Annotated in this window: 21 protein-coding genes; 16 read left to right on the forward strand and 5 right to left on the reverse strand. The window is 63.1% G+C overall.

The features are described 5' to 3' along the window. Nucleotides 1–46 precede the first annotated feature (46 nt). Entirely contained in the window at nucleotides 47–562 is a 516-nt protein-coding gene (locus tag PQR53_RS09445) for a MarR family winged helix-turn-helix transcriptional regulator (RefSeq protein WP_408452580.1), read from the reverse strand. A 317-nt stretch (nucleotides 563–879) separates the two neighbouring features. On the opposite strand from PQR53_RS09445, the gene typA reads away from it, so the two are divergent. From typA to PQR53_RS09480, 7 genes are all read left to right on the forward strand, one after another. Then, the gene (gene typA / locus PQR53_RS09450) at nucleotides 880–2,706 is read left to right on the forward strand and encodes a translational GTPase TypA (protein WP_408452582.1); all 1,827 of its coding nucleotides are present in this window, start codon (nucleotides 880–882) and stop codon (nucleotides 2,704–2,706) included. Between the two features lie 54 nt (nucleotides 2,707–2,760). Continuing rightward, the gene (locus PQR53_RS09455) at nucleotides 2,761–2,958 is read left to right on the forward strand and encodes a hypothetical protein (protein WP_408452584.1); all 198 of its coding nucleotides are present in this window, start codon (nucleotides 2,761–2,763) and stop codon (nucleotides 2,956–2,958) included. Between the two features lie 997 nt (nucleotides 2,959–3,955). Continuing rightward, the gene (locus tag PQR53_RS09460; protein WP_408452586.1) at nucleotides 3,956–6,817 is read left to right on the forward strand and encodes a 2-oxoglutarate dehydrogenase E1 component; all 2,862 of its coding nucleotides are present in this window, start codon (nucleotides 3,956–3,958) and stop codon (nucleotides 6,815–6,817) included. Between the two features lie 150 nt (nucleotides 6,818–6,967). After that, the gene (gene odhB, locus PQR53_RS09465; protein WP_408452588.1) at nucleotides 6,968–8,248 is read left to right on the forward strand and encodes a 2-oxoglutarate dehydrogenase complex dihydrolipoyllysine-residue succinyltransferase; all 1,281 of its coding nucleotides are present in this window, start codon (nucleotides 6,968–6,970) and stop codon (nucleotides 8,246–8,248) included. A 161-nt stretch (nucleotides 8,249–8,409) separates the two neighbouring features. Beyond that, nucleotides 8,410–9,840: a dihydrolipoyl dehydrogenase gene (lpdA, locus tag PQR53_RS09470; protein WP_408452590.1), complete on the forward strand. Its 1,431-nt coding sequence runs from the start codon at nucleotides 8,410–8,412 to the stop codon at nucleotides 9,838–9,840. Nucleotides 9,841–9,929: 89 nt separating this feature from the next. Then, a complete protein-coding gene (gene zapE, locus PQR53_RS09475) occupies nucleotides 9,930–11,027 on the forward strand; it encodes a cell division protein ZapE (protein ID WP_408452592.1) in 1,098 nt (365 codons plus the stop codon). A 162-nt stretch (nucleotides 11,028–11,189) separates the two neighbouring features. Next, nucleotides 11,190–11,648, forward strand: coding sequence for a transposase (locus PQR53_RS09480; RefSeq protein WP_408452594.1), 459 nt, complete (start codon nucleotides 11,190–11,192; stop codon nucleotides 11,646–11,648). 167 nt (nucleotides 11,649–11,815) lie between these two features. Here the strand turns inward: PQR53_RS09480 and PQR53_RS09485 are convergent, their stop codons facing one another. The 4 genes from PQR53_RS09485 to PQR53_RS09500 all read right to left on the reverse strand — a co-directional run bounded on the left by PQR53_RS09485 (nucleotide 11,816) and on the right by PQR53_RS09500 (nucleotide 17,733). Next, entirely contained in the window at nucleotides 11,816–12,301 is a 486-nt protein-coding gene (locus PQR53_RS09485) for a DUF2147 domain-containing protein (protein WP_408452596.1), read from the reverse strand. 260 nt (nucleotides 12,302–12,561) lie between these two features. After that, entirely contained in the window at nucleotides 12,562–14,226 is a 1,665-nt protein-coding gene (locus PQR53_RS09490; RefSeq protein WP_408452835.1) for a ShlB/FhaC/HecB family hemolysin secretion/activation protein, read from the reverse strand. A gap of 291 nt (nucleotides 14,227–14,517) precedes the next feature. Further along, nucleotides 14,518–15,945, reverse strand: a complete 1,428-nt coding sequence (locus tag PQR53_RS09495; RefSeq protein ID WP_408452598.1) for a collagen-like triple helix repeat-containing protein — start codon at nucleotides 15,943–15,945, stop codon at nucleotides 14,518–14,520. 174 nt (nucleotides 15,946–16,119) lie between these two features. Continuing rightward, nucleotides 16,120–17,733, reverse strand: a complete 1,614-nt coding sequence (locus PQR53_RS09500) for a collagen-like triple helix repeat-containing protein (RefSeq protein WP_408452600.1) — start codon at nucleotides 17,731–17,733, stop codon at nucleotides 16,120–16,122. A 666-nt stretch (nucleotides 17,734–18,399) separates the two neighbouring features. Here PQR53_RS09500 and PQR53_RS09505 point away from each other — a divergent pair. The 9 genes from PQR53_RS09505 (at nucleotide 18,400) to PQR53_RS09545 (ending at nucleotide 26,994) form a co-directional block, all read left to right on the forward strand. Then, the gene (locus tag PQR53_RS09505) at nucleotides 18,400–18,624 is read left to right on the forward strand and encodes a Flp family type IVb pilin (protein WP_408452602.1); all 225 of its coding nucleotides are present in this window, start codon (nucleotides 18,400–18,402) and stop codon (nucleotides 18,622–18,624) included. 163 nt (nucleotides 18,625–18,787) lie between these two features. Continuing rightward, nucleotides 18,788–19,288: an A24 family peptidase gene (locus PQR53_RS09510; RefSeq protein ID WP_408452604.1), complete on the forward strand. Its 501-nt coding sequence runs from the start codon at nucleotides 18,788–18,790 to the stop codon at nucleotides 19,286–19,288. After that, nucleotides 19,285–19,764: a TadE/TadG family type IV pilus assembly protein gene (locus tag PQR53_RS09515; protein WP_408452606.1), complete on the forward strand. Its 480-nt coding sequence runs from the start codon at nucleotides 19,285–19,287 to the stop codon at nucleotides 19,762–19,764. The genes PQR53_RS09510 and PQR53_RS09515 overlap by 4 nt, the downstream gene beginning before the upstream one ends. A 13-nt stretch (nucleotides 19,765–19,777) precedes the next feature. Then, nucleotides 19,778–20,716, forward strand: a complete 939-nt coding sequence (gene cpaB / locus PQR53_RS09520) for a Flp pilus assembly protein CpaB (protein ID WP_408452608.1) — start codon at nucleotides 19,778–19,780, stop codon at nucleotides 20,714–20,716. A 40-nt stretch (nucleotides 20,717–20,756) separates the two neighbouring features. Continuing rightward, nucleotides 20,757–22,187: a type II and III secretion system protein family protein gene (locus tag PQR53_RS09525; protein WP_408452609.1), complete on the forward strand. Its 1,431-nt coding sequence runs from the start codon at nucleotides 20,757–20,759 to the stop codon at nucleotides 22,185–22,187. A gap of 144 nt (nucleotides 22,188–22,331) precedes the next feature. Beyond that, nucleotides 22,332–23,570: a fimbrial protein gene (locus PQR53_RS09530; RefSeq protein ID WP_408452611.1), complete on the forward strand. Its 1,239-nt coding sequence runs from the start codon at nucleotides 22,332–22,334 to the stop codon at nucleotides 23,568–23,570. A 3-nt stretch (nucleotides 23,571–23,573) separates the two neighbouring features. Then, nucleotides 23,574–24,971 (forward strand): TadA family conjugal transfer-associated ATPase, encoded by a 1,398-nt coding sequence (locus PQR53_RS09535; RefSeq protein WP_408452613.1) that lies wholly within the window; start codon nucleotides 23,574–23,576, stop codon nucleotides 24,969–24,971. Nucleotides 24,972–24,982: 11 nt separating this feature from the next. Then, nucleotides 24,983–25,978, forward strand: a complete 996-nt coding sequence (locus PQR53_RS09540; protein WP_408452615.1) for a type II secretion system F family protein — start codon at nucleotides 24,983–24,985, stop codon at nucleotides 25,976–25,978. A gap of 2 nt (nucleotides 25,979–25,980) precedes the next feature. Then, on the forward strand, nucleotides 25,981–26,994 hold the full coding sequence (locus tag PQR53_RS09545; RefSeq protein ID WP_408452617.1) for a type II secretion system F family protein: 1,014 nt from the start codon (nucleotides 25,981–25,983) through the stop codon (nucleotides 26,992–26,994). Nucleotides 26,995–26,996: the final 2 nt, after the last annotated feature.

Here is a 26,996-nt window from a genome sequence, read left to right on the forward strand (position 1 = left end):
TCGACTCTTTGAGTGGAATGTAATGATGGACACTGCAAGCAATTTATTACAGTTTGCTATCAAAATTGCTTGCTGCATCACGGGTTAGTCCCGTTTGTTCGCCGGAATTGACGAGTACGCGGCGCAGCATGCTCTTCAGAAAACCCACTTCTTCAGGGGTAAATCCCCCCAGCAGGCTGTCCAGCACGCCATTGAAAATGGCCGGCATTTTGGCCGCGATCGCATGACCTTCCGGTGTCAGCGCAAGCCGCACGACCCGCCGGTCTTCATTGCTGCGCACCCTTGTCAACAGGCCGCGTTTCTCCAGCCGGTCCACCAGACGCGTGACAGCGCTTGCGTCGATGCCGTATTCACGCGCCAGTTCGGCCGCTAGCAGACACTTGCCGCTCGCCACCATGAACAGGATGCTGCCTTGCTGGCTGGTGATGCCAAGTTCGGCCATGCTGCGCTGGGTAACGAGATTGGACAGGGTCGATTTCACCCGCGAGATCAGATAGCCGACGCTTTCGCCCAGCTGGTACTGGCTGATCGCCGGGTCGGGTGTTTGGGACGGCTCCGTCATGATTCTCGTGCGAATGCAATGGTTGACTAGGCAGGATTATAGGCAACGGGTGATTGACACGGCAAGCGTTATTACAGCTTAGGCAAGGAACTTTTCCCGCTCAAGGCACAATCGGAGCGATTTTGCGTAGGTGATTGCTGATGTGCGGCGAGCTTATTTCCTACCCGTCGTGGTGGGGAAGACGGTGGGTCTATCAGGGAATACCAGATAGCTTCATTTGGGCGTGCTACAATATTGGGTTCCCAAAAGTGCGCTTTGGGCTTTGTTGGCTCGTACACAATGCTGCTGCTGGCGCACTCAACTGTCTCCAGGTTCCTATGACTCGCGCCCTACGCAACATCGCCATCATTGCTCACGTCGACCACGGCAAGACCACGCTCGTCGACCAGCTCCTCCGCCAGACCGCCACCTTCCGCGACAACCAGGCGGTTGTCGAGCGCGTAATGGACTCGAACGACATCGAAAAGGAACGTGGTATCACGATTCTTTCGAAGAACTGCGCGGTCGAGTACGAAGGCACCCACATCAACATCGTCGACACCCCGGGCCACGCCGACTTCGGCGGTGAAGTGGAGCGGGTGCTGTCGATGGTCGACTCGGTGCTGCTGCTGGTCGACGCCGTCGAAGGCCCGATGCCGCAAACGCGCTTCGTGACCAAGAAGGCGCTGGCGCTCGGTCTGAAGCCGATCGTCGTGATCAACAAGGTGGACCGCCCGGGCGCGCGGATCGACTGGGTGATCAACCAGACTTTCGACCTGTTCGACAAGCTGGGCGCAACGGATGAACAACTCGACTTCCCGATCGTCTACGCCTCGGGCCTGAATGGCTACGCCGGCCTGACGCAGGACGTGCGCGAAGGCGACATGCGCCCGCTGTTCGAGGCTGTGCTGGAACACGTTCCGGTTCGTCCGGCCGATCCGTCGGCGCCGCTGCAATTGCAGATCACGTCGCTGGATTATTCGTCATATGTGGGCCGGATCGGCGTCGGCCGCATTACGCGTGGCACGATCAAGCCGGGCATGTCGGTCGCCGTGCGCTCGGGCCCCGATGGCGCGATCCTGAACCGCAAGATCAATCAGGTGCTGTCATTCAAGGGTCTCGAGCGCGTCCAGGTCGACTCGGCTGAAGCCGGCGACATCGTGCTGATCAACGGTATCGAAGAAATCGGTATCGGCGTGACCATCTGCGCACCGGAACAGCCGGAAGCGCTGCCGATGATCACCGTCGACGAACCCACGCTGACGATGAACTTCCTCGTCAACTCGTCGCCGCTGGCCGGCCGTGAAGGCAAGTTCGTCACGAGCCGTCAGATTCGTGACCGCCTGATGAAGGAACTGAACCACAACGTGGCGTTGCGCGTGAAGGAAACCGGCGACGAAACCACGTTCGAAGTGGCGGGCCGCGGTGAACTGCACCTGACCATTCTGGTGGAAAACATGCGTCGCGAAGGCTACGAGCTGGCCGTGTCGCGCCCGCGCGTGGTGATGACGGAAGTCGACGGCGTGAAGCACGAGCCGTACGAAAACCTGACGGTCGACATGGAAGACGGCCACCAGGGTGGAGTGATGGAAGAGTTGGGCCGCCGTAAGGGCGAAATGCTCGACATGGCGTCGGACGGCCGTGGCCGTACGCGTCTCGAGTATCGTATTTCGGCGCGGGGCCTGATCGGCTTCCAGTCGGAATTCCTCACGCTCACGCGCGGCACGGGCCTGATGAGCCACACGTTCGACTCGTACCAGCCGGTCAGGGAAGGCGCGGTGGGTGAGCGTCGCAATGGCGTGCTGATTTCGCAGGACGACGGCGCGGCAGTCGCGTACGCCCTGTGGAAGCTGCAGGATCGCGGCCGTATGTTCGTGTCGCCGGGCGAGCCGCTGTACGAAGGCATGATCATCGGCATTCACAGCCGCGACAACGACCTGGTCGTGAACCCGATCAAGGGCAAGCAGCTGACCAACGTGCGTTCATCGGGTACGGACGAAGCCGTGCGCCTCGTGCCGCCGATCCAGATGTCGCTGGAATACGCGGTCGAATTCATCGACGACGACGAACTGGTCGAAGTCACGCCGCAATCCATTCGTCTGCGCAAGCGTTACCTGAAGGAACACGAGCGCCGCAGCGCGAGCCGTAAGGGCGCCGTGGACTGATGCCTTGAGCGGGCGTGTTGAGGGAACGCGGTTCCTGACATCCACGCTGCATGTATGAACAAAGAAGCCGTTCCGGGCATGCCCGGAACGGCTTCTTTCTTTGGTTCGATGCCAATGCAGGATTCCGTCGTCGGATCATTGGCCCACTTTGTCCGCGGCGCGATTACAGATCCGAACGATCCTGACCGAGATGTGGTCGGCGTGACAATTCTGGGGGCTCGCACGCAGGCGTGGGGCCGGGCGGCGGCATAGTCATATCGGGCACCGGTTGCCCTCTAACGGGTACTGCGCTGTATTCCTGCGAAGTCAGCGGGCGATACATCGTGAGTTGCTCCGGCGTGGCGAGGTATCCGTCTTCGTTGCATGCCGAATCCATATAGCCTTGCAGGGCCGTTTGCATATCATGCAGGTTTTCGTACGTAAATACGCCATTATTCGGGTCAAAAATGGCATATCGCTCCGGGGCCGCATGTCCGTCAGCCTGTGGGTCGAGGGGGAGGCGTTGTGCGAGAAGGACGTGTCCGCCTCTGTCATGTCCCTCGCTATCCTGAACGCGTAGCCGTATGTAGGCGAGACCCGCTCGGGGCGGGTTGGCCATATTGTCGTTAAGTGCGGTTATGCGCTCCTCACGCTGCGTGCGTTGGGTCTCGCTCCTGCCGCCTCCAGATTGACCGGATGTGCCCGGCGGATTCAAAGTCGTATTCGGGATCCGGCAGTAACGTGGTATTAGTAACGCGGCAGTCGGGTTCTCCTGGTGGTTCCTGATTCTGTCGAAGATCCCGCCGCTTGCCGACCCGCTGCGACTGTTCATCTCTGACTTCATGCCCTTCACCATGCATGCGAACAGATAGGACACGTCCATGTGGCACGATGGAGCCGGAAGCGAGTGTGGCCTGCCGGTTGGTTGGATTTGGACGCACACAGATGCGCGCGCAGCGTCAATTGCTTCGGACGAGTGTCTGCGGTGCAAGCTGCTCAATAGGCATCGATCGCGACTGATTCCCCCAGAACAGCCCAGAACAGCATTGCTCGCCCCGAGAATATGGCTGAAAGCCTCATGTGACGGGCTCGAGCGGCATTCCGTCTGCTATCTGGACTAGCCGTTCTGTGATATGCTCCCCGGGTGCAAAGTTTTAGGTCCTTCCAAGCAAGACTTGATTCGCGCAATCCGCTAAACGGTCAGGCCGTGTCGCGGAAGGTTCTGTAACCCGCTATTTCTCGAGAAACTCGAAGAAAGGTGAGCGTAAAAATGATGAAGCAATTCCAGTCGAACTCTTATCTGTTCGGCGGCAATGCTCCGTACGTAGAAGAAATGTACGAAGCGTATCTCGACAATCCGGCGTCAGTGCCCGAGAACTGGCGCAGCTATTTCGACGCGTTGCAGAACGTCCCTGCATCGGATGGCAGCAATGCCAACGACGTGGCCCATGGCCCGATCGTCGAATCGTTTGCACAACGGGCCAAGGCGAATGCCTTCATCCCGCGCACGGCGGCCGGCGGCGAAGACCTCGCTACCTCCCGCAAGCAGGTCTATGTGCAGTCCCTCATCGGCGCATATCGCTTCCTCGGCTCGCAATGGGCCAATCTCGATCCCCTGAAGCGCCGCGAACGTCCCGCTATCCCCGAACTTGAACCCGCGTTCTACGACTTCACCGAAGCCGACATGGACCAGGAGTTCAGCGCCACGAATCTGTATTTCGGATTCGAGCGCGCGTCGCTGCGTGAGATCGTCAAGGCCCTGCGTGACACGTACTGCGGCACGATCGGCGCCGAGTACATGTACATCAGCGATCCGGAACAGAAGCGCTGGTGGAAAGAGAGGCTCGAGTCGATTCGTTCGACGCCGAACTTCTCCAACGAAAAGAAGAAGCACATCCTGAATCGCCTGACGGCCTCTGAAGGCCTCGAGCGCTTCCTGCACACCAAGTACGTCGGCCAGAAACGCTTCTCGCTCGAAGGCGGCGAAAGCTTCATCGCGTCGATGGACGAAGTCGTGCGTCATGGCGGCGCCAACGGCGTGCAGGAAATCGTCATCGGCATGGCCCACCGTGGCCGTCTGAACGTGCTGGTCAATACGCTCGGCAAGATGCCGGCAGACCTGTTTGCCGAATTCGAAGGCAAGCACGTCGACGACCTGCCGGCCGGCGACGTGAAGTACCACAAGGGTTTCTCGTCGGACGTCTCGACCGAAGGCGGCCCGGTTCACCTGTCGCTCGCGTTCAACCCGTCGCACCTCGAAATCGTCAACCCCGTGGTCGAAGGTTCGGCGAAGGCACGGATGGACCGTCGCGGCGACGACAGCGGCCTGCAAGTGCTGCCGGTGCAGATCCACGGTGATGCGGCCTTCGCGGGCCAGGGCGTCGTGATGGAAACGCTGAACCTCGCGCAAACGCGCGGTTACGGCACGCACGGCACGCTGCACATCGTCATCAACAACCAGATCGGCTTCACGACGTCGGACCCGCGCGACTCGCGCTCCACGTTGTACTGCTCGGACGTCGTCAAGATGATCGAGGCGCCGGTGCTGCACGTGAACGGTGACGATCCTGAAGCAGTGGTGCTGGCTACGCAGCTGGCGATCGACTTCCGGATGCAGTTCCACAAGGACGTCGTGGTCGACATCGTCTGCTTCCGCAAGCTGGGCCACAACGAGCAGGACACGCCGGCCGTCACGCAGCCGCTGATGTACAAGACGATTGCGAAGCATCCGGGCACGCGCGCGCTGTACGCTGAAAAGCTGGTGCAACAGGGCGTGATCACCGCGGAAGAAGCCGACGAATTCGTCAAGGCCTACCGCAAGGCGATGGACGAAGGCCATCACACGGTCGACCCGGTGCTCTCGAACTACAAGAGCAAATACGCGGTGGATTGGGTGCCGTTCCTGAACCGCAAGTGGACCGACGCAGCCGACACGGCCGTGCCGCTGGCTGAATTGAAGCGCCTCGCCGAGCGTGTCACCACGATCCCGGAAAACTTCAAGGTTCACCCGCTGGTCGAGCGCGTCATCAATGACCGTCGCGCGATGGGCCGCGGTGAAGCAAAGCTCGACTGGGGTATGGGCGAGCATCTGGCATTCGCGTCGCTGGTGGCATCCGGTTATGCGGTGCGCCTGACCGGTCAGGACTCGGGCCGCGGCACGTTCACGCACCGTCACGCGGTGCTGCACGATCAGAACCGCGAACGCTGGAACGACGGCACGTACGTGCCGCTGCAGAACATCGCCGAAGGTCAGGCGAAATTCACGGTGATCGACTCGGTGCTGTCGGAAGAAGCAGTGCTGGGCTTCGAATACGGCTACTCGACCGCAGAACCGAATACGTTCGTCGCGTGGGAAGCGCAGTTCGGCGACTTCGTGAACGGCGCGCAAGTCGTGATCGACCAGTTCATCTCGTCGGGCGAAGTGAAGTGGGGCCGCGTATCGGGTCTCACGATGCTGCTGCCGCACGGCTACGAAGGCCAAGGTCCTGAGCACTCGTCGGCACGTATCGAACGTTTCCTGCAACTGTGCGCGGACCACAACATGCAGGTCGTTCAACCGACCACGCCGGCGCAGATTTTCCATCTGTTGCGCCGTCAGATGATCCGCCTGTTCAGGAAGCCGCTGATCGTCGCTACGCCGAAGTCGCTGCTGCGTCACAAGGAAGCCGTGTCGGATCTGTCCGAACTGGCGAAGGGCGCGTTCCAGCCGATCCTCGGCGAAATCGACGAAGCGATCGAGCCGAAGAAGGTCAAGCGCGTGGTGGCCTGCTCGGGCCGCGTGTACTACGACCTGCTGGCGCATCGCCGTGAATCGAAGTCGAACGACGTCGCGATCATCCGTATCGAACAGCTCTATCCGTTCGCGCACAAGCAGTTCGAAGCGGAAATGAAGAAGTACGACAACGCGACCGAAGTGGTGTGGGTGCAGGACGAGCCGCAGAATCAAGGCCCGTGGTTCTACATCGAACACCACCTGAAGGAAGGCATGAAGGAAGGGCAGAAGCTGGCATACAGCGGACGTCCGGCTTCGGCTTCGCCGGCAGTGGGTTACTACGCGAAGCACTACGAGCAGCAGAAGGCGCTGATCGAAGGCGCTTTCGGCCGCCTCAAGAGCGCGTCGATCGCTAAATAAGGAAAACAGACGAACCGGGAAAGCGCGCTGCGCTTTCCCGTGCCGCGCTCAGTCACCCGTTGATGGTTCGTACGCGGCAGTTATGGTTCGCAGGCGGTCGTCGAGTACCTAGATCGCGCCGTCACCCGATACGTATTCAGGATATTCATAATGGCTATTGTTGAAGTCAAGGTTCCCCAGCTTTCCGAGTCGGTCTCGGAAGCCACGATGCTGCAGTGGAAGAAGAAGCCCGGCGAGGCTGTTGCTCAAGACGAAATTCTCATCGAAATCGAGACCGACAAGGTCGTGCTCGAAGTGCCGGCACCCTCCGCTGGCGTGCTCGCACAAGTGATCGCGAACGACGGCGACACCGTCGTCGCCGATCAGGTGATCGCCAAGATCGACACCGAAGGCAAGGCTGGCGCCGCTGCTGTCGAAGCTGAAGTGAAGCCGGCGCCGGTTGCCGCACCGGCACCCGCTGCCGCGCCGGCTCCGGCTGCTCAAGCCGCATCCGCAACGGGTGCGAACACCGCTGCTTCGCCGGCTGCCGGCAAGCTGATGGCCGAGAAGGGTCTGGGCGCAGGCGATGTGCCGGGCACGGGCCGCGACGGCCGCATCACCAAGGGCGACGTGCTGACCGCCGGCGCACCGGCTGCCAAGGCTGCACCGGCACCGGCCGCCGCACCGAAGGCTGCCAAGCCGTCGCTGCCGGACGTCAAGGCGCCGGCATCGGCCGACCAATGGCTGAAGGACCGCCCGGAACAACGCGTGCCGATGTCGCGTCTGCGCGCGCGTATCGCCGAGCGTCTGCTGGAGTCGCAGCAAACCAACGCCATCCTCACCACGTTCAACGAAGTGAACATGGCGCCGGTGATGGACCTGCGCAACAAGTACAAGGACAAGTTCGAAAAGGAACATGGCGTGAAGCTGGGCTTCATGTCGTTCTTCGTGAAGGCGGCGGTTCACGCGTTGAAGAAGTTCCCGCTGGTGAACGCGTCGATCGACGGTAACGACATCGTCTATCACGGCTACTTCGACATCGGTATCGCGGTCGGTTCGCCGCGTGGCCTGGTGGTGCCGATCCTGCGTAACGCAGATCAGCTGAGCCTCGCTGAAATCGAGAAGAAGATTGCTGAATTCGGCCAGAAGGCCAAGGACGGCAAGCTGTCGATCGAAGAAATGACGGGTGGTACGTTCTCGATCTCGAACGGTGGTGTGTTCGGCTCGATGCTGTCGACCCCGATCATCAACCCGCCGCAATCCGCGATTCTGGGCGTGCACGCCACCAAGGAACGCGCTGTGGTCGAAAACGGCCAGATCGTGATCCGTCCGATGAACTATCTGGCGCTGTCGTACGACCACCGGATCATCGACGGTCGCGAAGCCGTGCTGTCGCTGGTCGCGATGAAGGACGCGCTGGAAGACCCGGCGCGTCTGCTGCTCGACCTGTAAGCGCCGGTTCGGCCGGCGTCGGCTTGTCTTCGCGCAAACCGGCGCCATATAAGCGTCAAGCAGGCATCAAGCAAGCAGCACGTCTCTAGCATTCCGCAGTACTGGAGCGACGCCCGCCACGAAGCGTGGCCGCGCGTCGCTCCGTCATCAAAGGGATTGTCATGTCCAAAGAATTTGACGTCGTCGTGATCGGCGCCGGCCCTGGCGGCTACATCGCCGCAATCCGCGCAGCGCAACTCGGCAAGAGCGTCGCATGTATCGAAAAGTGGAAGAACCCGGCCGGCGCGCTGAAGCTCGGCGGCACGTGCCTGAACGTGGGTTGCATTCCGTCGAAGGCGCTGCTCGCGTCGTCGGAAGAATTTGAAAACGCATCGCACCACCTCGCCGACCACGGCATCAGCGTGTCGGACGTGAAGGTCGATATCGCGAAGATGCTGGCCCGCAAGGAAGGTATCGTCGAGAAGATGACCAAGGGTATCGAATTCCTGTTCCGCAAGAACAAGATCACGTGGCTCAAGGGCCATGGCAAGTTCACCGGCAAGACGGACGCCGGCGTGCAGATCGAAGTCAGCGGCGAAGGCGAAACCGAAGTCGTGACGGCGAAGAACGTCATCATTGCAACGGGTTCGAAGGCGCGCCATCTGCCGAACGTTCCGGTCGACAACAAGATCGTTGCCGACAACGAAGGCGCGCTCACGTTCGACGCCGTGCCGAAGAAACTCGCCGTGATCGGCGCCGGCGTGATCGGCCTGGAACTGGGCTCGGTGTGGCGCCGTCTGGGTGCGGACGTGACCGTGCTCGAAGCGCTGCCGGAATTTCTCGGCGCGGCTGACCAGGCGTTGGCCAAGGAAGCCGCCAAGCAATTCAAGAAGCAGGGCCTCGACATCCACGTCGGCGTGAAGGTCGGCGAAGTGAAGACGACCGACAACAGCGTCACGATCAATTACACGGACAAGGACGGCAACGCGCAAACGCTCGAAGCCGACCGCCTGATCGTGTCGATCGGCCGGGTGCCGAACACCGACAATCTCGGTCTCGAAGCGATCGGTCTGAATGCGAACGAACGTGGCTTCATCGACGTCGACGACCACTGCGCAACGGCTGTGCCGAACGTGTACGCGATCGGCGACGTGGTGCGTGGCCCGATGCTCGCGCACAAGGCTGAAGACGAAGGCGTGCTGGTGGCCGAAATCATCGACGGTCAGAAGCCGCATATCGACTACAACTGCATTCCGTGGGTGATCTACACCGAACCGGAAATCGCATGGGTCGGCAAGACGGAGCAGCAACTGAAGGCCGAAGGCCGCGAAGTCAAGACGGGTCAGTTCCCGTTCATGGCGAACGGCCGCGCGCTGGGCATCAACAAGGCGGATGGTTTCGTCAAGATGATCGCCGACGCGAAGACCGACGAACTGCTGGGCGTGCACATCATCTCGGCGAACGCCTCGGACCTGATCGCGGAAGCCGTGGTGGCGATGGAATTCAAGGCGGCGTCGGAAGACATCGGCCGCATCTGCCATCCGCACCCGTCGCTGTCGGAAGTCATGCGCGAAGCGGCACTGGCCGTGGACAAGCGCGCGCTGAACATGTAATCACGCGCACGCCTGGCTGAACGCAACGTTGGTATCACATCAAGGCGGGCGGGTTTACTCCCTCCCGCCTTTCTTTTTGCAGCAACACAATGAACGTCACCGAATACTACGAAAAAGAACTGCAGACGCGGGGTTATCAATCGGACCCGGCGCAACGCGCGGCGGTCGACCGTCTGCAGCGGTGCTATGAAGAGTGGACCGAATACAAATCGCGCCGCTCGAATGCGTTCAAGAAACTGCTCATCCATCCGGATCTGCCGCGCGGCGTCTACATGTGGGGCGGCGTAGGGCGGGGCAAGAGCTTCCTGATGGACAGCTTCTACATGATCGTGCCGCTGCACCGCAAAACGCGGCTGCATTTCCACGAGTTCATGCGCGAGGTGCATCGCGAACTGGAAGATCTGAAAGGCACCGCCGATCCGCTCGACGAACTCGCGCGCCGTATCGCCAAGCGCTACCGGCTGATCTGCTTCGACGAATTCCACGTCTCGGATATCGCCGACGCAATGATCCTGTATCGCCTGCTCGACAAACTGTTCGAGAATCGCGTGCAGTTCGTGATGACGTCCAACTACGATCCGGACACGCTGTATCCGGACGGCCTGCATCGCGATCGCATGCTGCCGGCGATCGAACTCATCAAGACGAAGCTCGACGTGATCAACGTCGACGCGGGTATCGACTATCGGCAGCGCACGCTGGCGCAAGTCGAGGTGTACCACACGCCGCTTGGCGCGGCCTCGGACAAAGCCTTGCGTGACGCGTTTTCACGCCTTGCGGCGGTCCCGGACGAGAGTCCTATCCTGCACATCGAAAAGCGGGAGCTGAAGGCGCTGCGGCGCGCTGACGGCGTCGTGTGGTTCGATTTCGCGACGCTCTGCGGCGGTCCGCGCTCGCAGAACGACTACCTGGAACTGGCGAGCCGCTTTCACGCGGTGATTCTGTCCGGCGTGCCGCAGATGTCGGCGCGCATGGCTTCGGAAGCGCGCCGCTTCACGTGGCTGATCGACGTGTTCTACGACCACAAGGTCAAGCTGCTGATGTCGGCTGCCGTGCCGCCCGAGCAACTCTACGTGGACGGTCCGATGGCCAACGAATTCACGCGTACGGTGTCGCGCATCGTTGAAATGCAGTCGAAAGAATATCTCGACACGCCGCGCCGGATCGTCGATACGTCGCTGACCTAGGCCGCCGCGCCACCCTGGCGCGGAGACTTTTGCGATAGATCACGGTCCGCTCGCCGAACCGGCAGTGTTCGCAGCCGTGTTTTCAAGATTCGGATTGGTCTTATATTCCGTGCGCGGACGACTGGATATCTTCTTTGTCATGGTTCTAACAAAGGAGAAACCATGAATCCGTACCGTGATATCAATGATGAAGAATGGCAACGCATTGCACCGTTGCTTCCCGAACTGCGTCCCCGTTCCGAACTGCGTGGCCGGCCGCTCGCCAATACGCGCTCGGTGCTCAACGGCGTGCTGTGGGTGATGTATAGCGGCGCGACCTGGTCGGCCATGCCGCGCAAATACCCGTCGTATCAAACCTGCCATCGCCGCTTCAAGGCATGGTATGAATCCGGCGTGCTCAAACGCGTAATGGATCAGCTGTTCGGTGCGGCGAGCGAGGAACTCTGTCTGATGATGGAATCGCGCATGCGTACGCATCTGAGCGCGCAACAGAAGAGCGCCGACGCAGAGAAGGTTGCGGTCACGGCGCCCACTGCTTCCACGGCGTACAGCCCGGCATCGGCCAAACCGTTACCGTCTTCGCCGTTCGCTTTTTCGTCGCCCTTCAAACACGCTGCATGACAACGCCAACCAGCCAGACACAAACAAAAAACGGCCAGACGATAGCGATCGTCGGCCGTTTTTTTATGGTTCCATCCTGGCAGCAGTAGCGGCCTTGATGGAACACCACCGTTGCGCGCCACGCGTTGGCGCCTGGATGACTCGCGCAAACCGCTAACTATTGCTGACTATTGCTGACGAACCCAGGTCTGCGAGCGGCCCAGCAGCGAAACGCCGATATAGCCGCGCACCACCAGCTTGTTTCCACCATCTTCCAGGTGCATCTTGCACTTGTAGAGCTTGCCGTTTTCCGGGTCGAGAATCTGCCCGTGATCCCAGGCGTCGCCGTCCTTTTGCATATCGTTGATGATCGTCATGCCGAGAATCAGCTGGTCCTTGCGCGCGTCCGTACACGCCGTGCAGCGGCGCTCCGGTTTGTCGTTCGCATTGAGACCCTTGATGACCTTGCCGCTCAGCGAGCCATTGCCGTCCTGTGCAATCTGCACGAGTGCCTTGGGCTGGCCGGTGTGATCGTCAATGGTTTGCCACGTGCCGACCGGGGAATCGGTCTGCGCCATGGCCGTGACGGCGCTGGCGAGCAGTACGCCGGCGAGGGCGGCATGTCTGGCGGTACGAAGCGCGATTGCGCGCGCGCGTTGAGTGAATTGCATCATTGTCTTCCTCCTTGATTAAAGACGGCGCGATCGTGGTCGCGCGGCGTTATCGGCATCTCGGGCGGTCTTGTTGCCGGCCGCCGTGGTGCCTGGTCTGCCCGATATGTCCTGTTACAGCCCCTCAGGTTCAACTTCGGCTACATCGGTGCGCGAGTCGCGGCTTGCGTGCCGCGGGTCGCACATCGTCAGCGCAGAATACGTGAAACCAGGCGCGCCGTTTGATAGTGGAACCTCTAATCAGGACGCGGCACTTTTGAACCTCAGTTCAGCTGGTACGAGAACGTCGCGTTGATGCGCGGGCTGCGCGACGCGCTTTCCACCGGCGCGTCGCCGATCGGTTTGGCCACCGACAAATCCAGGCTGTAGTACTTCGCGTCCGAGATCCGGAAGCCGAAGGCAATCGACGACAGCTTCGACGGTGACGGCGTCCCTGCATGCAGATACACGCGCGCCATGTCGAACGAGATATACGGTGTGAGGGTGCGCAGATAGGTGAAGCCCGGCGTGAACGCCCGGTTGATTTCGAGCATCGCGCCCCAGCCCGAATCGCCCGACGCCTCGCCCGGTTGATAGCCTTGTGCAAAACGTTGCGCGCCGAACGAGATCTGTTCCGAGGTCGGCAGCGAGACGGCGCTGTATTGACCCGTCAACGACACCGCGGTGCCGATCTTCAGCGGCCACTCGTTGGTTTGCGAAAAGGTCGCCCCTGTCCGCACGAAAGTGATCGACGCGGGGTTCGTGACGATATTGCCGGGAACGTTCGAGTCGCCGGATTTCGACGCGCCCAGGATATCGAACGCCTTCGCCACGTTGATACTCGCGCGGCGCACCTGAGTCGGTTCCGCGCTGGCGTAGTCGGCTTGCAATTGCATCACCCGCACCTGCGAGCGAAAGCCGAGTTGCGCGCCGGTGTCCTGATTGTGATAGCGATCTTCGTCGTGCGAAGCATAGACCGTTGCCGTGCCGATCAGGCTTTGCTGATTGTTGAGCAGGATCGGATAGGTCAGCGAGCCGCTGAGCTTGTCGTTGATGACCGTGCGCTCGATATTGGAGGGCAGGCCGGGATTGTCGACCGGATTGCCGCGATAGTGCGACGCGTCGATTTTCCCCGTCAGTCCATCGCTGCCGACCGGTACCACGGCGTGCGCGGCGAGGTAGGTGACGTTGTCGCGGCCCTTCGGCAGCAAGGCTGACACGCTCAACTGTTCGCCGAGTGAGGTCAGGCCGTTTTCGGTCGCGGTCAACAGCCCTTGTACGCCGGGTTGATTGAAATTGATCCCGGTGCTCACGTCGAACGGTTTGCGCTCCACGTTCAACTCAAGCGTGGTGGCGCCGTCGGTGTTTTGCGGGGGCGCCGCGTTGGCCGCCACTTTCACCCCGGGCAACAGGCCCAGCAGATTGATATAGCGCTCGAAGGTGGCGCGTCGCAATGGCCGGTCGGCGACGATGTGGTCGGCGATCGCGCGGATCTTGTCTTCGACCGCGCCGGCCTTGCCCGTCACCTTGACCACCGACACGTAGCCTTCCACCACGGTCACGCGCACCACGCCGTCCTCGAACGTCTGCGCCGGAATGAACGCGAACGAGAGCGCATAGCCGCGGTCCTGATACAGCTTCGTCACGCCGTTGGCGACCTGAATCAGATCGCCGATGGTGGTGTCCTTGCCGACGAGCGGCGTGAAGCGCTGCGCGACTTCGTCGAACGGAATGGACTTCACGCCTTCGACCTGAATCTTCGAAGGCGTCAGATGACGGGCGAGCAGTTCCTGAAGTTGTGGGGCTTGCGGCGTGACCTGCAAGGTCACATTCGGGCCCTTGTCGGGCGCCTTGATCTGCGGCAGCGAATCCAGCGGATTGCCGCCGACCGCCGGGCCTGCCGGACGTGACTGCGCTTGTGCTTGCACCGGCATTGCGCTCGCCGCCATGGCCACGAGCAGAAGGGTCCATTTACCGCCGTACCCGAGTTTCATCGGATTTTCCTCGTATGCCGTTCTTGTCTTGCGGGCGCGCCGCCTGGCCGGGCTGGTCGCGATCGCTTATGTGTGGCTCGACGCTTACTGCCATGCTTGTCTGTATTACGTCACGTGCTTCGCGGGCTTGAGCGTCGCGCGCAAAAGCGCGGAGCACGTGATGAAGCGGACTGTTATGCACACTGCGCAATGCGGCATCTGACGGAACGTCTGATGCGCATTGCATCGACCAACGACTTATGCGGACTACTTATGGCTTGGCGGCAGGAGGCCGCCGAGCAAGGTCGTCAAGCCGCCCGTCGGACTGCTCGCGCTGCTCGTCGCACCGGCCGCTGAGCCCAGCGTGCCGGTCAACTGGCCGACGAGTCCGGTCACGGGGGCGAGCGGGCCACCGCCGCTGCCCGACGCGCTGTTCGTGACACCGGAGAGCGCGCCGGTCAGCGCCGACAGCGGATTCGATGCGCTGCCCGTGCTGCCCAACGTCGAGGTCAGCGAACTCAGGGGCGTGCCGCCCAGCAGCGAAGTCAGCGAACCCAGCGGCGAGCCGCCCGTCGCCGAAGTCAGCGAACTCAAGGGCGTGCCGCCCAGCGCCGAGGTCAGGCCGGACAGCGGTGTGCCACCGAGCAGCGTCGATAGCGAGCCGAGCGGGTTGTTGCCGAGCCCGAGACTTGCGAGCGCGCTTTGCAGCGGGCCGAATGGGCTGCCGTTGGCGGGCGGCCCATTGACGACGGCCACATTGGTGCTGCCGACAAGGCTCGTCAGCAAGCCGGGAATCGGATTCGCGCCATTCGGGCCGTTCGGATTGACGAGGCCGCCGGCGTTCGTCACCGTGTTGCCGAGCGAGCCGACCAGCGTGCCGAGATCGGCGCCGAGCGGATTCTTCGTTGCCGCGCCGACTTGCGAGCCGGCCGAGCTCAACGCGCCGCCGGCTTGCGCCAGCACGCCGCCTAGCGGCGCGCCGAGGCCGCTCTGGGTGCCGACGGTTTGCGTCACGAGTCCGGCGGTCTGCACGATCGGCGTGATCGCGGTGCTGATCGGCTGGGTGATCTGCTGCACCGGCACGGAGGCGAGTGAATTGCCGAGCGTCGTGCCACCGGCGTTTAGTGCCCCGGCGGCCGTGGAGAGGACGCTTGCGAGAGGCGTGGTGAGCGGCGACAGCGGCGCGAGATTGCCGGCGCCTAAACCGCCGACCGCGGTGCTCAGACCTTGCACGACACCGCTCGTCGAGCTAACCACCGAGCCGAGTCCGGCGACCGTGGTGCCGACTGGATTGGCGCTCGTGCCGATCTGACCGACCCCGCCGCTCACGGCATCGGCAAGCGAGTTCAGCGTGCTGCTTGTGCTCGACACCGCGTTGCCGAGACCTTGCGTGACTTGCGGGCTGAGGCCTGGAATGGTCTGCGAGGCGATGGTGTTGCCAAGGTCGTTGGTGGTCTGCGCCGCGGCGGTGGCGAGGCCGGTGGTGCTTGCAGTGGTGGGCGTGCCCGTGCCAGTGCCGCTCGTCCCGCCGCCACCGCCGCTACCGGGGCCGACAGAGGCGCTCGGCGGCGCGGTGACGCCATTGCCGCCACACGCCGCGAGCAGGCCGGCGGCGGCTACGGCGAGCAACGGTGCGCGCAACGACGACACGGTCGCGCACGCCGCATGGAGAGTAAAAAAACGTTGGGTAGACATATGTGCTCCTCAGTGTCTTTTGGGTGTCGTGTGCGTGCTTCCGTGCGCCGGTGCAACGATGGCTGAGCGGCGCTGCTCAATTCAGCCCGGGTCCGGCAGAGCCGCGGCGCGGCTGGCGGGCCGCGCTTCGGGTGCCGGTTACTGCACTTCTTTCGATGGCGTCGGCGTCCTTGCTTACTTCTTCGTCAGACCGCCCAGCAGGCTGCCGAGCAGCGACGTCACCGGGGCCAGCGCATTGCTGCCCGATCCCTTGCCGCTGGTGGCCGACAGCGACAGGCCAGGGCTCGTGCTGGCCGAGGCGGTGGTCGTCGTGGTCGCGGCGGCCGCCGGTGTCGCGACGCCGCCGAGTGCGCCGGTGACGTTCGACAGCAAGCCGGTGACCGGGGCGAGCGGGCTGCTGCTGCCGCCGCTCGCCCCGCTCAGGCCGTTCGTCACGCTCGAGAGCAGGCCGGTGACAGGAGCCAACGGACCGCCGCTGCTCGAGGCGCCGCCCAGGCCGCCCAAGCCGCCCGTCACGCTGCTGAGTGCGCCGGTGAGCGGAGCAAGCGGACCGCTGCTGGCGCCACCGGTCAAGCCGCCGAGCACGCTGGTCAGCGGAGCAAGCGGACCGCTGCTGGTGCCACCGGTCAAGCTTCCGAGCACGCTGGTCAGCGGAGCAAGCGGACCGCTGCCGGTGCCACCGGTCAAGCCGCCGAGCACGCTAGTCAGCGGAGCAAGCGGACCGCCGCCGGTGCCGCCCGTCAGGCCGCCGAGTGCGCCGGTGAGCGGCGCCAGCGGATTGCCGCCGGTGCCGCCGCTGACCAGGCCGCCTACGGATGCGACCGTCGTGCCCGTCGCCGTGACCGTCTGGCCAAGCGCGGCCGTGATCGGGTTGACGCCGGTTGCACTGATCAGCGAGCCGGCCTTGCCGAGGCCGCCGCCGAGGGTCGCGAGCACACCGTTCAGCGGCGCGCCGAGACCCGTCGTGTTGCCGACTGTCTGCGTCGTCGCCGCGACCATCGATGTAATCGGCGTGATCGCGGTGCTGAGCGTTTGCGTGACTTGCTGAACGGGGCCTGTCGAGAGCGCGGTGGTGAGCGTGCTGCCGCCGTTGGTCACGGCGCCGCCGAGCGTATTGACGACCCCACCGAGCGGCGTGGTGAGCGCCGCCAACGGCGCGAGCGGGCCGCTGCCCAGGCTCGTCACGAGGCTGCCCGCATCCGTCACGGCGCCGCCGACATGACCGACCACACCGCCGAGGCTCGAGACCGTCGTGCCGACTGCGTTGCCACCGGTGCCGAGTTGGCCGAGCCCTTGCGATACCCCATTGCCGAGCGTCGAGACCGCGGCCCCGGCTTGCTGCACGATGCCGCCTGCGGCCTGGGTGGTTTGCGAGCTGACGCCGGGCAGGTTTTGCGAACCGATCACGGTGCCGATGCTCGAGACTGTCGAGCCAAGGCCGCCGACGACACCGCCGGTGTTACCGACTACAGTGCCGAGCGCATTCGCGACCGGCGTTGAGCCGCTTCCGGTGCCGGAGGTTCCGGTGCCGGAGGTGCCTGTACCTGAGGTTCCCGTACCAGAAGTGCCGGTGCCCGCGCCGGAGCCGCCCGAGCCCATCGAGCCGCTGCCGCTGCCGCTGCTGCCGCCGCTGGTGGAAAGTGTGCCGCCGGCGGAGCCGCTGCCGTTGCTGCCGGTGCCCGAACTCAGGCTTCCGGAGCCCCCGCACGCGCCCAGAGACAACATCGCTGCCACGCCGGCCGCAATCAGGGTTGTTCGTGCCGTGGTGTTGGCCGTTTGAATGTTCATGTCGCCCTCGCATCGCATGTGTAGTTAGGTATTGCTGCGCGCCTATCTCTGCACGAGCCGTGCCATTTCCACTGAGCAATGCGGGAGATTTTTTAATCGAAGGACGTAAAGCCATATGCAATAAGGCTTTGAGAGCGACCGATGAAGCGTCCACTCAATCGGATATGCATAGCGGAAACGAATTCGCTAAACGTTTGCGAGGGCCGTGTAACGTAACGAGCCGCGCGCGCCGTTACGAGGTACGCCGTAACGCAGGCGCGACGAGGGGTGCCGCGCGATTGAAACGAAACGTTCAAACGTTCTCTTCAAACATATATTTAGTGGAGCGAATCTAACTTATGGTTAGTCCTATGTGCCGAAACGCACGGACAGCCGTTAACCTTGATGAACGCGGAAAATGCATAGGTTGAGAGGATCATGCACGCGGGCAATTGCTTAAATAAGATTGATACGTTATAAAACTCGAAAGCATCAAGAGTTGACGAGGGAGGTGCGATATCGAACAGACAGCGACCGGCTATCCGTTTTATTGAGGCACGCTGCGAGGGGATGTGTGGTGGCGTAACAAAGGGCCTGGAATGAGAGACCGCTAGCCCGGACGCTGAGACACTCCTCGATCCAACGCGGCATATAGACAAACGAAATAAATCAAGTCCGAGGGTAAAAATGAAAAAGTTCACACAACGCTTCCTGAGAGATAACAAAGGCGTTACGGCCATTGAGTACGGTCTGATCGCGGGGCTTCTGGTAGTGGTCATCGCGACGGCGGTCAGCGGGATGGGGGGCAAGCTGACCAGTCTGTTCAGTGGGATTGGTGACCAGCTTAATTCCGCGACGCCAGCGGCTACGGGCGGCACCAATGGCGGCGCCAACGGCGGCACCAACGGTTAACTCGGCAGCCCGTTGCGGGCATACAGGCAAACAAATCGTGAGGATTCCTTGATCAACGCGGCAGACTTTCTGCATCCTGATCAAGACATCCAATCAGAGTACGAGGACGGATACGGACTGCGATCGTGGTCCGTATCGGTTCGTCACGCCTGTCGAGTGCGACATGAAATTGGCCACCGCGTTTGTTTTATTTACCGCCTGGGCTGCGGCAGTCACTGTATGTGATTGCCGCGCCCGGCGTATTCCTAATTCGCTTGTTATTGCAGGTCTCATTGCGGCATTGACCTGTGCGCTTGTATTGCAAGCGCCATTCGGCGTGTCCGTGATGCAGGCAATGATCGGCATGGGCATCGGGCTCGTCGCGTTGATGCCGTTCTTCGCGCTCAACGTGATGGGCGCGGCCGACGTCAAGGTATTCGCCGTGCTCGGCGCATGGTTCGGGATGCATGCGCTACTGGGGCTGTGGATGGTGGCAAGCGTTGCCGCGGGGTTGCATGCCGTCTGGCTGCTCATCAGATCCCGCAGGCCATTTTTCGCGCTCATCAGAGACTCAGCGCCCACTTTCGAAGCGGCCGGCAGACGTGCCACGCCCTACGCCGCCTGTCTGTGTGTCCCCGCAGTCATCGCGCTAACGGTGCGCATATTCGCTGAGCATATTCAATGAACTCATACGTCGAACCCACGGCGAGGCGATCGAGGCTCGGTCATTCGCGCAAACAGCGCGGCAGTACCGCAATCGAATTCGCGATGATCTTCCCGCTGTTCTTTGTCGTGCTGTACGGGATCATCACGTTCAGCATGATCTTTGTCGCACAGCAGAGCCTGACGCTTGCCGCCGAAGAGGGCGCGCGAGCGGCACTCACGTACCAGAAAGGCGACACCCCGGACCTCGCCCTCAGCGCGCGCGTCGACACGGTCTGCCCAACGGCAAAGAGCATGTTGACGCCGATGGTCGCCACCGCGGACTGCCATGCAACCTCTACCACCTGCAACTCCGGGATGGCGTGTGTGAACGTGATTGTCTCGTACTCCTATGCCGACAAACCGCTGGTGCCGTCGTTGCCGATATTGGGCGACGTGCTGCCGACGACGTTGACGAGCAGCGCGACGATACAACTCAACCCGGTGAACTTACTGTGATCGACGATTCATCATGCCTAATCTGACCAAGATCGCCGCCGGGATGCTAATAGCCGTCGCCGTGCTGCTCGGTATTTTCGCGTGGACGCTCGCGCGCCGGCCGGCGCAGGCGCCGGTGGTTGTCACGCCGGCGGCACAGGCTACTTTTCCCGTGGTGGTGACGACGCGTGACCTGCCAGCGGGCAAACCGATCACGGCCGATGCACTGCGCGTGCAATCCCTGCCGATCAATCCGAACGGCGCGTTTGCCGATCCCTCTCTGCTCGTTGGCCGCGTGCCGAATGCGAACCTCGGTGCGCAATCGCCGGTTCTCGAAGCGCAATTGTCGTCGGGGATGGCCGAGCGGATCGAACCGGGCGAGCGGGCCGTGGCGGTGCATGTCGAAGAGGGCAACGCGGTCGGCAACCGTCTGCGGCCCGGCAATCTGGTCGACGTGTTCTTTACGCTCAAGCGTGACGGCACCATGGGCGCCGGCGAGATCGATCAGTCGCAGGCGCGGCTTCTGATGTCGAAGGTACGGGTACTGGCTTTCGGCAACGCGACAGCGGGCAACGACACGACCGGCGATCCGAACGGCATGGTTCGCACCGCGGTGCTCGCGGTGCCCGTTGCCGACGTGGACCGGCTGACACTCGCTGAAACCTCCGGGCGCCTGGTATTTGCGTTACGCAATCCGCGCGATCCCGAGGTGGTCGACGAAAGCGCGTTTGCCGCCTTGCCTGGCGTGCTGAAAGTCACTGCGCGCGCGAGCGATGCCGATCCGCTCCAGGATTCCACGCGAGCCGCCGCGGGCGTCGCGCTCGATGCCCTGTCGGGCAGCACCGGCGCGGCCAGCAAGCCGCGTCCGTCCGTAGCACCGCGCATCGGCGTGCCGGTCGTGCATACCGCGGGCAACACGAATAGCGGCATTGAAGTCATACGGGGTGGGCGTACCGAGACGGTCGCCCAATAGAGGGTTCAGGGAGCGGACGACCACGCGCGTCCATAAGAATATGAAAAATCGGATTGATGCATTCGGGTTGGCGGCCATGTTGTGCGCCGCGTCTTTGGTCGCGTCACCGGCGCGCGCAGCGGCGGGCAGCCCGCAGACGGTCGATATCACGGTCGGTGCGCAGCAGTCGCTGGCACGCGGCCATACGCTGCGCCGTGTGGCCATTGGTGACCCAAGCGTGGCGGATGTGCTGATCATCAAAGGTGACAAGACGGGCGGCGTGCTGTTGATCGGCAAGTCGCCCGGCACCACGAATCTGATGCTGTGGGAGCGCGGCAGCGATGTGCCGATGTCCTATACCGTCAACGTGACGACCATTGCTTCGCGCGCGCTGCTCGGTCCCGATACGCCGTCGGTCCGCGTGCTGGGCGACACGGCGCTGATCACGGGATCCACCCCGACGGTGGAGCAGCATCAGCGCGCGGTCTCCGCCGCCGAGATCGAGGCGCGCCAGCGCGCGGCGCTCGGCTCCGGCGGTGGTGGCAGCGGTGCGGGTGGCGGCAGGGGCAACGGCAACGGCAATTCGTCGGCGGCAACCGGCGCCGCGGACGCGATCTACGACACGTCGACCGTCGCCACGCGCTCGGTCGTGCAGGTCGACGTGCGCGTCGTCGAGTTCAGCCGCTCCGTACTCAAGCAGGTGGGCTTGAATATCCTCAAGCAGAACAACGGCTTCACGTTCGGCTCGTTTTCGCCGTCGGCCATGACGTCGGCGACGTTCGGCTCGACGCCGAACTTCAACTCGATCGCGCCGATTTCGTCGGCGTTCAATCTGGTTTTCAATTCGGCCACGCACGGTCTGTTCGCCAACCTGAGCCTGATGGAATCGAACAACCTCGCGCGCGTTCTCGCCGAGCCGACGCTCGTCGCGCTATCGGGCCAAAGCGCGAGCTTTCTTGCCGGTGGTGAAATCCCCGTGCCGATTCCGCAGGGACTGGGCACCACGTCGATCGAATACAAACCTTATGGCGTCGGCCTGACCTTGACGCCGACCGTGCTGAGCCCACAGCGCATCGCGCTAAAGGTCGCGCCCGAAGCGAGTCAGCTGGACTTTTCGAACGCAGTGACGATCAGTGGCGTGTCGGTGCCCGCGATCACCACGCGTCGCGCTGACACGACAGTCGAACTGGGTGACGGAGAAAGCTTCGTGATCGGCGGACTGATCGATCGGGAGACGATTTCGAACGTGGCGAAGGTGCCGCTGCTCGGCGACCTGCCGGTCATTGGCGCGTTCTTCAAGCAGATGAACTATCAGCAGAACGATAAGGAGCTCGTCATCATCGTGACGCCGCATCTGGTTGCGCCGCTCGCGAAAGGCGCGACGCTGCCTGCCACGCCGGGCGAGCAGGCCGAGCAGCGCAACGGTCCGGTGTGGCGCTCGTTCCTGGGCGGTGTGGCGGCACGCGATGCGGTGCCGGGATTTTCCAGATGAGCCAGCGTGTGCGAACGATGCGAGCGTCGTCTCGCCCAGGCCGGCAGATGAGCATGGCAGGCCGCCCCACAGGGCGGTCTCCATGCAGCAGTGCGCAATACAAGGCGGTGGCTTTCGGGCCGATGCCGCGAGGATGTGTGCAACATGAACGCGAGAACGCATTCATTGACTGAACGGGCTATCGCCGATTATTTCGTGTTCGCGTCGCTGGACGACGCGAACGTGCATTGGCTCGCCGAAACCTTGATCGGTGCCGGAGCGGTGGAAGCCGTGACGCTCGACCCGGGGATGCTCACGCAACGGATCGGCACGCTGAATCCGTCGCTCGTTTACGTCGATTTTTCGGGCGGCCGCGCGGCGGCGGCAAGCGCGGCCGCGAGCGCGGTGCGTACCGTTTATCCCGGACTGCAGATCATTGCGATCGGCTCGCTCGCCGAGCCGGAAAGCGCGCTCGCGGCGTTGCGGGCCGGCGTCAGGGATTTCATCGATTTGTCCGCGCCGGCGGCGGATGCGCTGCTCATTACGCGCCAGGTGATCGACAACCTTGTCGAACCGGTGAGCCGCCACGGCCACGTCACGGCCTTGCTCGGCGCGCGCATCGGCATGGGCGTGAGCACGCTCGCCGCGAATCTGGCCGTCGTGCTGCAGCGGCGCGACGTCGCGCAAGGGCGGCAGGCGGCGTTGCTCGATCTCGGTTTGCCCGCCGGCGACGGTTCACTGCTACTCAACACCCGCAGCGAATTCAATTTCGTCGATGCGGTGCGTAATCTGCGCCGCTTCGATCAGACTTTCGTGCACACGGCGCTGTCGCACCATGGGAGCGGTCTCGCGTTGACCTCGCTGCCGGCGAATCTTGCCGATATGCGCGAGGTGTCGTATTCGTCGTCGGTCAGTCTGCTGAACCGGCTGCGGGCCTTTTTCGACCAGCAGATCATCGATCTCGGCGGCTTTACGAACAGCGAATTCATCGCGCAGGTCGTGCAGTCCGCCGATGACACGTGGCTCGTTTGCGATCAGGGCGTCGCGTCGATCGTGTCGGCGGTCGGCGTGCTCGATGCGCTGCGCGAGCAGGGCGTCAATACGGACACCGTGCGGCTCATCGTCAACAAGTTCGACCCTGATCTGGGTCTGGCCGCCGCGCAGATCGCGCAACGTCTGGACATCGAGTTGCTGACCACGCTGCCGGAGCGGCGCGTGCCGCTTGGCCAGGCGGCCAACCAGGGGCAACTGCTCGCCGAGACGGCAGCACGCGATCCGTATGTGCGCGCGCTCGAACCGCTGATCGCGCAACTGGGCGGCGCCGCGCGCGCGGGCGCGCCGGTCGGCAAATCCGCACTCGTTGCGCTCAGGCGCTTTATTCCAACTTCTAACAAGCGGTCATAGACGATGGCAAGAGACATCGAATTTGCCGACGACGCACCTTCGTTTGCACATAGCCAGCAGTTCCAGGACATCAAGAACGCCGCGCATGAACATCTGCTGACGCGTATCGAGGAGCTGGGCTCGGAGTTCGGCCGCTGGTCGCGCAACGCGATCAACCAGTTCGTCGATCTGGAAATGGACAGCTTCGTACGGTTGCGCCGGATCCCGATCAATGAAAGCGAGGTGCGCACGATCGCCGAGGCGCTGACCAAGGAACTCGCGGGCTTCGGTCCGATCGAGGACCTGCTCAACGATCCCGCCGTCGAAGACATTCTGATCAACGGCTACAACGACGTGTATGTGTCGCGGCACGGCATCCTGACGAAGATCCAGGTGCGCTTTGCCGACAACGCGCATCTGTTGCGGATCGTGCGGCGCATTCTTGCGCCGATCGGCCGGCGCCTCGACGAATCGAATCCGATGGTCGACGCGCGGCTGCCGAACGGCGGCCGCGTGAACGTGGTGATCGAGCCGCTGTCGATCGACGGCCCGATCGTGTCGATACGCAAATTCCGCAAGGATCCACTGCGTCCCGACGATCTGCTTGGCAACGGCACCTACAGCGCCGAAATCGGCGCGCTGCTCGAAGCCGCGGTGGCCGCGCGCTGCAACGTGCTGGTGGCAGGGGGGACGAGCTCGGGCAAGACCTCGCTTCTGAACGCGCTGGCGTTTCATATTCCGGAGCCGGAACGGGTCGTCACGATCGAAGATACGGCCGAACTGTCGCTGAACCACCCTCACGTGGTGCGGCTCGAAAGCCGCCCGGGCGGTTTCGACGGCGCGGGCGTCGTGACGATTCGCGACCTGTTGCGCAATACGTTGCGGATGCGCCCGGATCGCATCATCGTCGGCGAAGTGCGCGGCGGCGAAGTGCTCGAAATGCTGCAGGCAATGAACACCGGCCACGATGGCTCGATGGGCACCGTGCACGCGAGCTCGCCGCGTGAATGCCTGTACCGGCTCGAAATGCTGGCCGGCTTCGCGGGCTTCCAGGGTACCGAATCGAGTCTGCGCCGGCAGATCGCCAACGCGATCGACTTCATCGTGCAGATCGGGCGTCTGTCGAACGGCAAGCGCCGCATTCTGTCGGTTACCGAAGTAACAGGCCTGTCCGACAACATCATCGCCACGCAGGAACTGTATCGCTACGAACCGGTGCTGACCCAGAACGGCGATGAGCGCGACCAGTGGGTATCGCTTGGCATTCATCCGCATTCGCCGAAGCTCTCGCGCTTTCGTCAGGCGTTGGGTGGTCCGGGCGATGACGGCGGCTTCGGGAATGGCTTCGGCAGCGGCGGTGGCTTTGGCGGTGGTAGTGGCTTTGGCAACGGCGGTGGCTTTGACGGCGGCTTCAATGTCTAACGGAGGCGTCCATGTCTAGCGTGCCGCTGATCTTTGCCGCCGTCGCGCTGCTGTGCGCGGCGGGCGCGCTGCTGGTCTTGCAACGTGGCGCGCGACGCAGCGGGCAGGTCAGCACCGAACGTTTCATCGACAGCCGCATGGCCACGGCGACGCCGGGCGTGCCGGCGCCGCAGACGAGCGGACAGGCGGCGCGTGTTTCGCGCGCGGCACCGCAAGCCCCACAAGCGGGGGCGGGCCTCGGTGCGCGCTTGCACTATCTGAAAGCGCGGCTGGGGTTTGCGCTCGGCAACCTGCTGAGTCGAGCGGGTCTCGCCAACGCACGCGGACCGCTCTATCTGATCGCGGCGCTCGTGGTGGCGTTGACGTGTTTTGCCGCCAGCCGGGGTGGTCTGCTGGCAGCAGGCGCAACGCTGTGCGCGTGCGCGGTGTTCGGCTACTTCCTGCTGTCGATGCGAGCCCAGAAGCGCCGCCAGCAGATCGTGCGGCAAGTGCCCCTGTTTCTCGACGGCATTGTGCGTCTGATCACGCTCGGCAATAGTGTGCCGGCGGCATTTCAGACGTCGTTGCAAACCACCGAGGCGCCGTTGCGCGAATGCCTCGATCAGGTATCCCGGATGCTGCGCACCGGCGTCGAGATTGACCGCGCGCTGTCGCATGTCGCCGCGCTGTACGGTGTCGGCGAGCTCGAACTGGTGGGCGCGGTGCTGCGACTGTCCGTCAAATACGGCGGACGTGCCGATGTGATGCTCGACCGGATGTCGTCGTTCATGCGCGACCTCGAACAGGCTGAACGGGAACTGGTCGCGATGTCCGCGGAAACAAGGTTGTCGTCGTGGGTGTTGGGTCTATTGCCGGTCAGTATCGCGGGCTTCCTGATCGTGTCGAATCCGGGCTATTTCGGCTCGATGTGGTACGACCCGAGCGGCCGGCTATTCGTTTATCTGGCATTCGCGTTGCAACTGGTGGGCGCCTATCTTCTGTACCGGCTTGCCCGGCTGCGGAGCTGACCATGCGTTCCGATCGCCTCCTCGCCATTGCGCTCGCGCTTGCCGCGCTCGCCGCGCTCCTGATCGGCGCTCTGTTGATCGCGCGTCTCGCGGCTGTCCGGCGCAGCGAACGCACACTCGCTCACGCGCTCGACGAACGCGCGCTGCAAAGCGCCGCGCTCACGGCCGCCGCAGCGGCAACGACTCAGGCGGCCACCCCTCCGGCTGGCCAGCATGCACCGCGGCAGACGCGTTCGAAAGGCAGGAAAGCGCTGCTCGAACACTTCGCGCACGCGGGTATCCGCTGGCTCGACACGCCGTTTGGCCGCCAGATCGTGGCCGACGAAGATCGCCGTTTGCTCGAGCAATGTGGCTTTGTCGATGCGCGCACGCGCGGACTCTTCCTGATCGCGCGGCTTGCCGGCGCGCTGGTTCTCTGCCTGTTGACCGTGCTGGTGGCAAGAGCGTATCTGAGCGGTCCGCGCTACATGGGGCTCGTGGTCGCCGCGCTGATTGTCGGCTTCATGTTGCCGAAGATGGTGCTGTCGCGCCGGGCGGCGGCGCGTCGCCACGGCGTGGTCGACGAACTGCCGATGCTGGTCGACCTGCTGCGGCTGCTGCAAGGTGTCGGCCTGTCGCTCGACCAGAGTTTGCAGGTGATGGTGAACGATTTTCGCGGCGTGCTGCCGGTGTTGTCGAGCGAACTGGAGATTGCGCAGCGCCAGTTCGCGACGGGCCGCACGCGTGAGCAATCGCTGAACCGGCTGGCTTCCAGCTATAGCAATGAAGACCTGCGGGCGGTGGTGCGCCTGCTGATCCAGGTGGACCGTCACGGCGGCGCGGTGCAGGAACCGCTCAAGCAGTTTGGTGACCGGCTGCGCGAAACGCGACGCGCGGCGCTGCGCGAACGGATCGGCCGGCTCACTGTGAAAATGACGGGCGTGATGATTCTGACGCTGTTGCCGGCGTTGATGATCGTGACGGCGGGGCCGGGCGTGCTGTCGGTTTTGCACTCGCTCGAATCGGCGCGGCGATGAGG

The sequence above is a fragment of the Paraburkholderia fungorum genome, assembly GCF_046027605.1.
Lineage (GTDB): Bacteria > Pseudomonadota > Gammaproteobacteria > Burkholderiales > Burkholderiaceae > Paraburkholderia > Paraburkholderia fungorum_F.

Excerpts from the sequence above, each read along its gene's own strand:
- lpdA (WP_408452590.1), top strand. The coding sequence starts at position 8,410 with ATGTCCAAAGAATTTGACGTCGTCGTGATCGGCGCCGGCCCTGGCGGC.
- PQR53_RS09540 (WP_408452615.1), top strand. The coding sequence starts at position 24,983 with ATGTCTAGCGTGCCGCTGATCTTTGCCGCCGTCGCGCTGCTGTGCGCG.
- PQR53_RS09525 (WP_408452609.1), top strand. The coding sequence starts at position 20,757 with ATGAAAAATCGGATTGATGCATTCGGGTTGGCGGCCATGTTGTGCGCC.
- PQR53_RS09515 (WP_408452606.1), top strand. The coding sequence starts at position 19,285 with ATGAACTCATACGTCGAACCCACGGCGAGGCGATCGAGGCTCGGTCAT.
- typA (WP_408452582.1), top strand. The coding sequence starts at position 880 with ATGACTCGCGCCCTACGCAACATCGCCATCATTGCTCACGTCGACCAC.
- PQR53_RS09545 (WP_408452617.1), top strand. The coding sequence starts at position 25,981 with ATGCGTTCCGATCGCCTCCTCGCCATTGCGCTCGCGCTTGCCGCGCTC.
- PQR53_RS09495 (WP_408452598.1), bottom strand. The coding sequence starts at position 15,945 with ATGTCTACCCAACGTTTTTTTACTCTCCATGCGGCGTGCGCGACCGTG.
- odhB (WP_408452588.1), top strand. The coding sequence starts at position 6,968 with ATGGCTATTGTTGAAGTCAAGGTTCCCCAGCTTTCCGAGTCGGTCTCG.
- PQR53_RS09490 (WP_408452835.1), bottom strand. The coding sequence starts at position 14,226 with ATGGCGGCGAGCGCAATGCCGGTGCAAGCACAAGCGCAGTCACGTCCG.
- PQR53_RS09510 (WP_408452604.1), top strand. The coding sequence starts at position 18,788 with ATGAAATTGGCCACCGCGTTTGTTTTATTTACCGCCTGGGCTGCGGCA.
- PQR53_RS09500 (WP_408452600.1), bottom strand. The coding sequence starts at position 17,733 with ATGAACATTCAAACGGCCAACACCACGGCACGAACAACCCTGATTGCG.
- PQR53_RS09530 (WP_408452611.1), top strand. The coding sequence starts at position 22,332 with ATGAACGCGAGAACGCATTCATTGACTGAACGGGCTATCGCCGATTAT.
- cpaB (WP_408452608.1), top strand. The coding sequence starts at position 19,778 with ATGCCTAATCTGACCAAGATCGCCGCCGGGATGCTAATAGCCGTCGCC.
- PQR53_RS09460 (WP_408452586.1), top strand. The coding sequence starts at position 3,956 with ATGATGAAGCAATTCCAGTCGAACTCTTATCTGTTCGGCGGCAATGCT.
- PQR53_RS09535 (WP_408452613.1), top strand. The coding sequence starts at position 23,574 with ATGGCAAGAGACATCGAATTTGCCGACGACGCACCTTCGTTTGCACAT.
- zapE (WP_408452592.1), top strand. The coding sequence starts at position 9,930 with ATGAACGTCACCGAATACTACGAAAAAGAACTGCAGACGCGGGGTTAT.
- PQR53_RS09485 (WP_408452596.1), bottom strand. The coding sequence starts at position 12,301 with ATGATGCAATTCACTCAACGCGCGCGCGCAATCGCGCTTCGTACCGCC.
- PQR53_RS09445 (WP_408452580.1), bottom strand. The coding sequence starts at position 562 with ATGACGGAGCCGTCCCAAACACCCGACCCGGCGATCAGCCAGTACCAG.
- PQR53_RS09480 (WP_408452594.1), top strand. The coding sequence starts at position 11,190 with ATGAATCCGTACCGTGATATCAATGATGAAGAATGGCAACGCATTGCA.
- PQR53_RS09505 (WP_408452602.1), top strand. The coding sequence starts at position 18,400 with ATGAAAAAGTTCACACAACGCTTCCTGAGAGATAACAAAGGCGTTACG.
- PQR53_RS09455 (WP_408452584.1), top strand. The coding sequence starts at position 2,761 with ATGAACAAAGAAGCCGTTCCGGGCATGCCCGGAACGGCTTCTTTCTTT.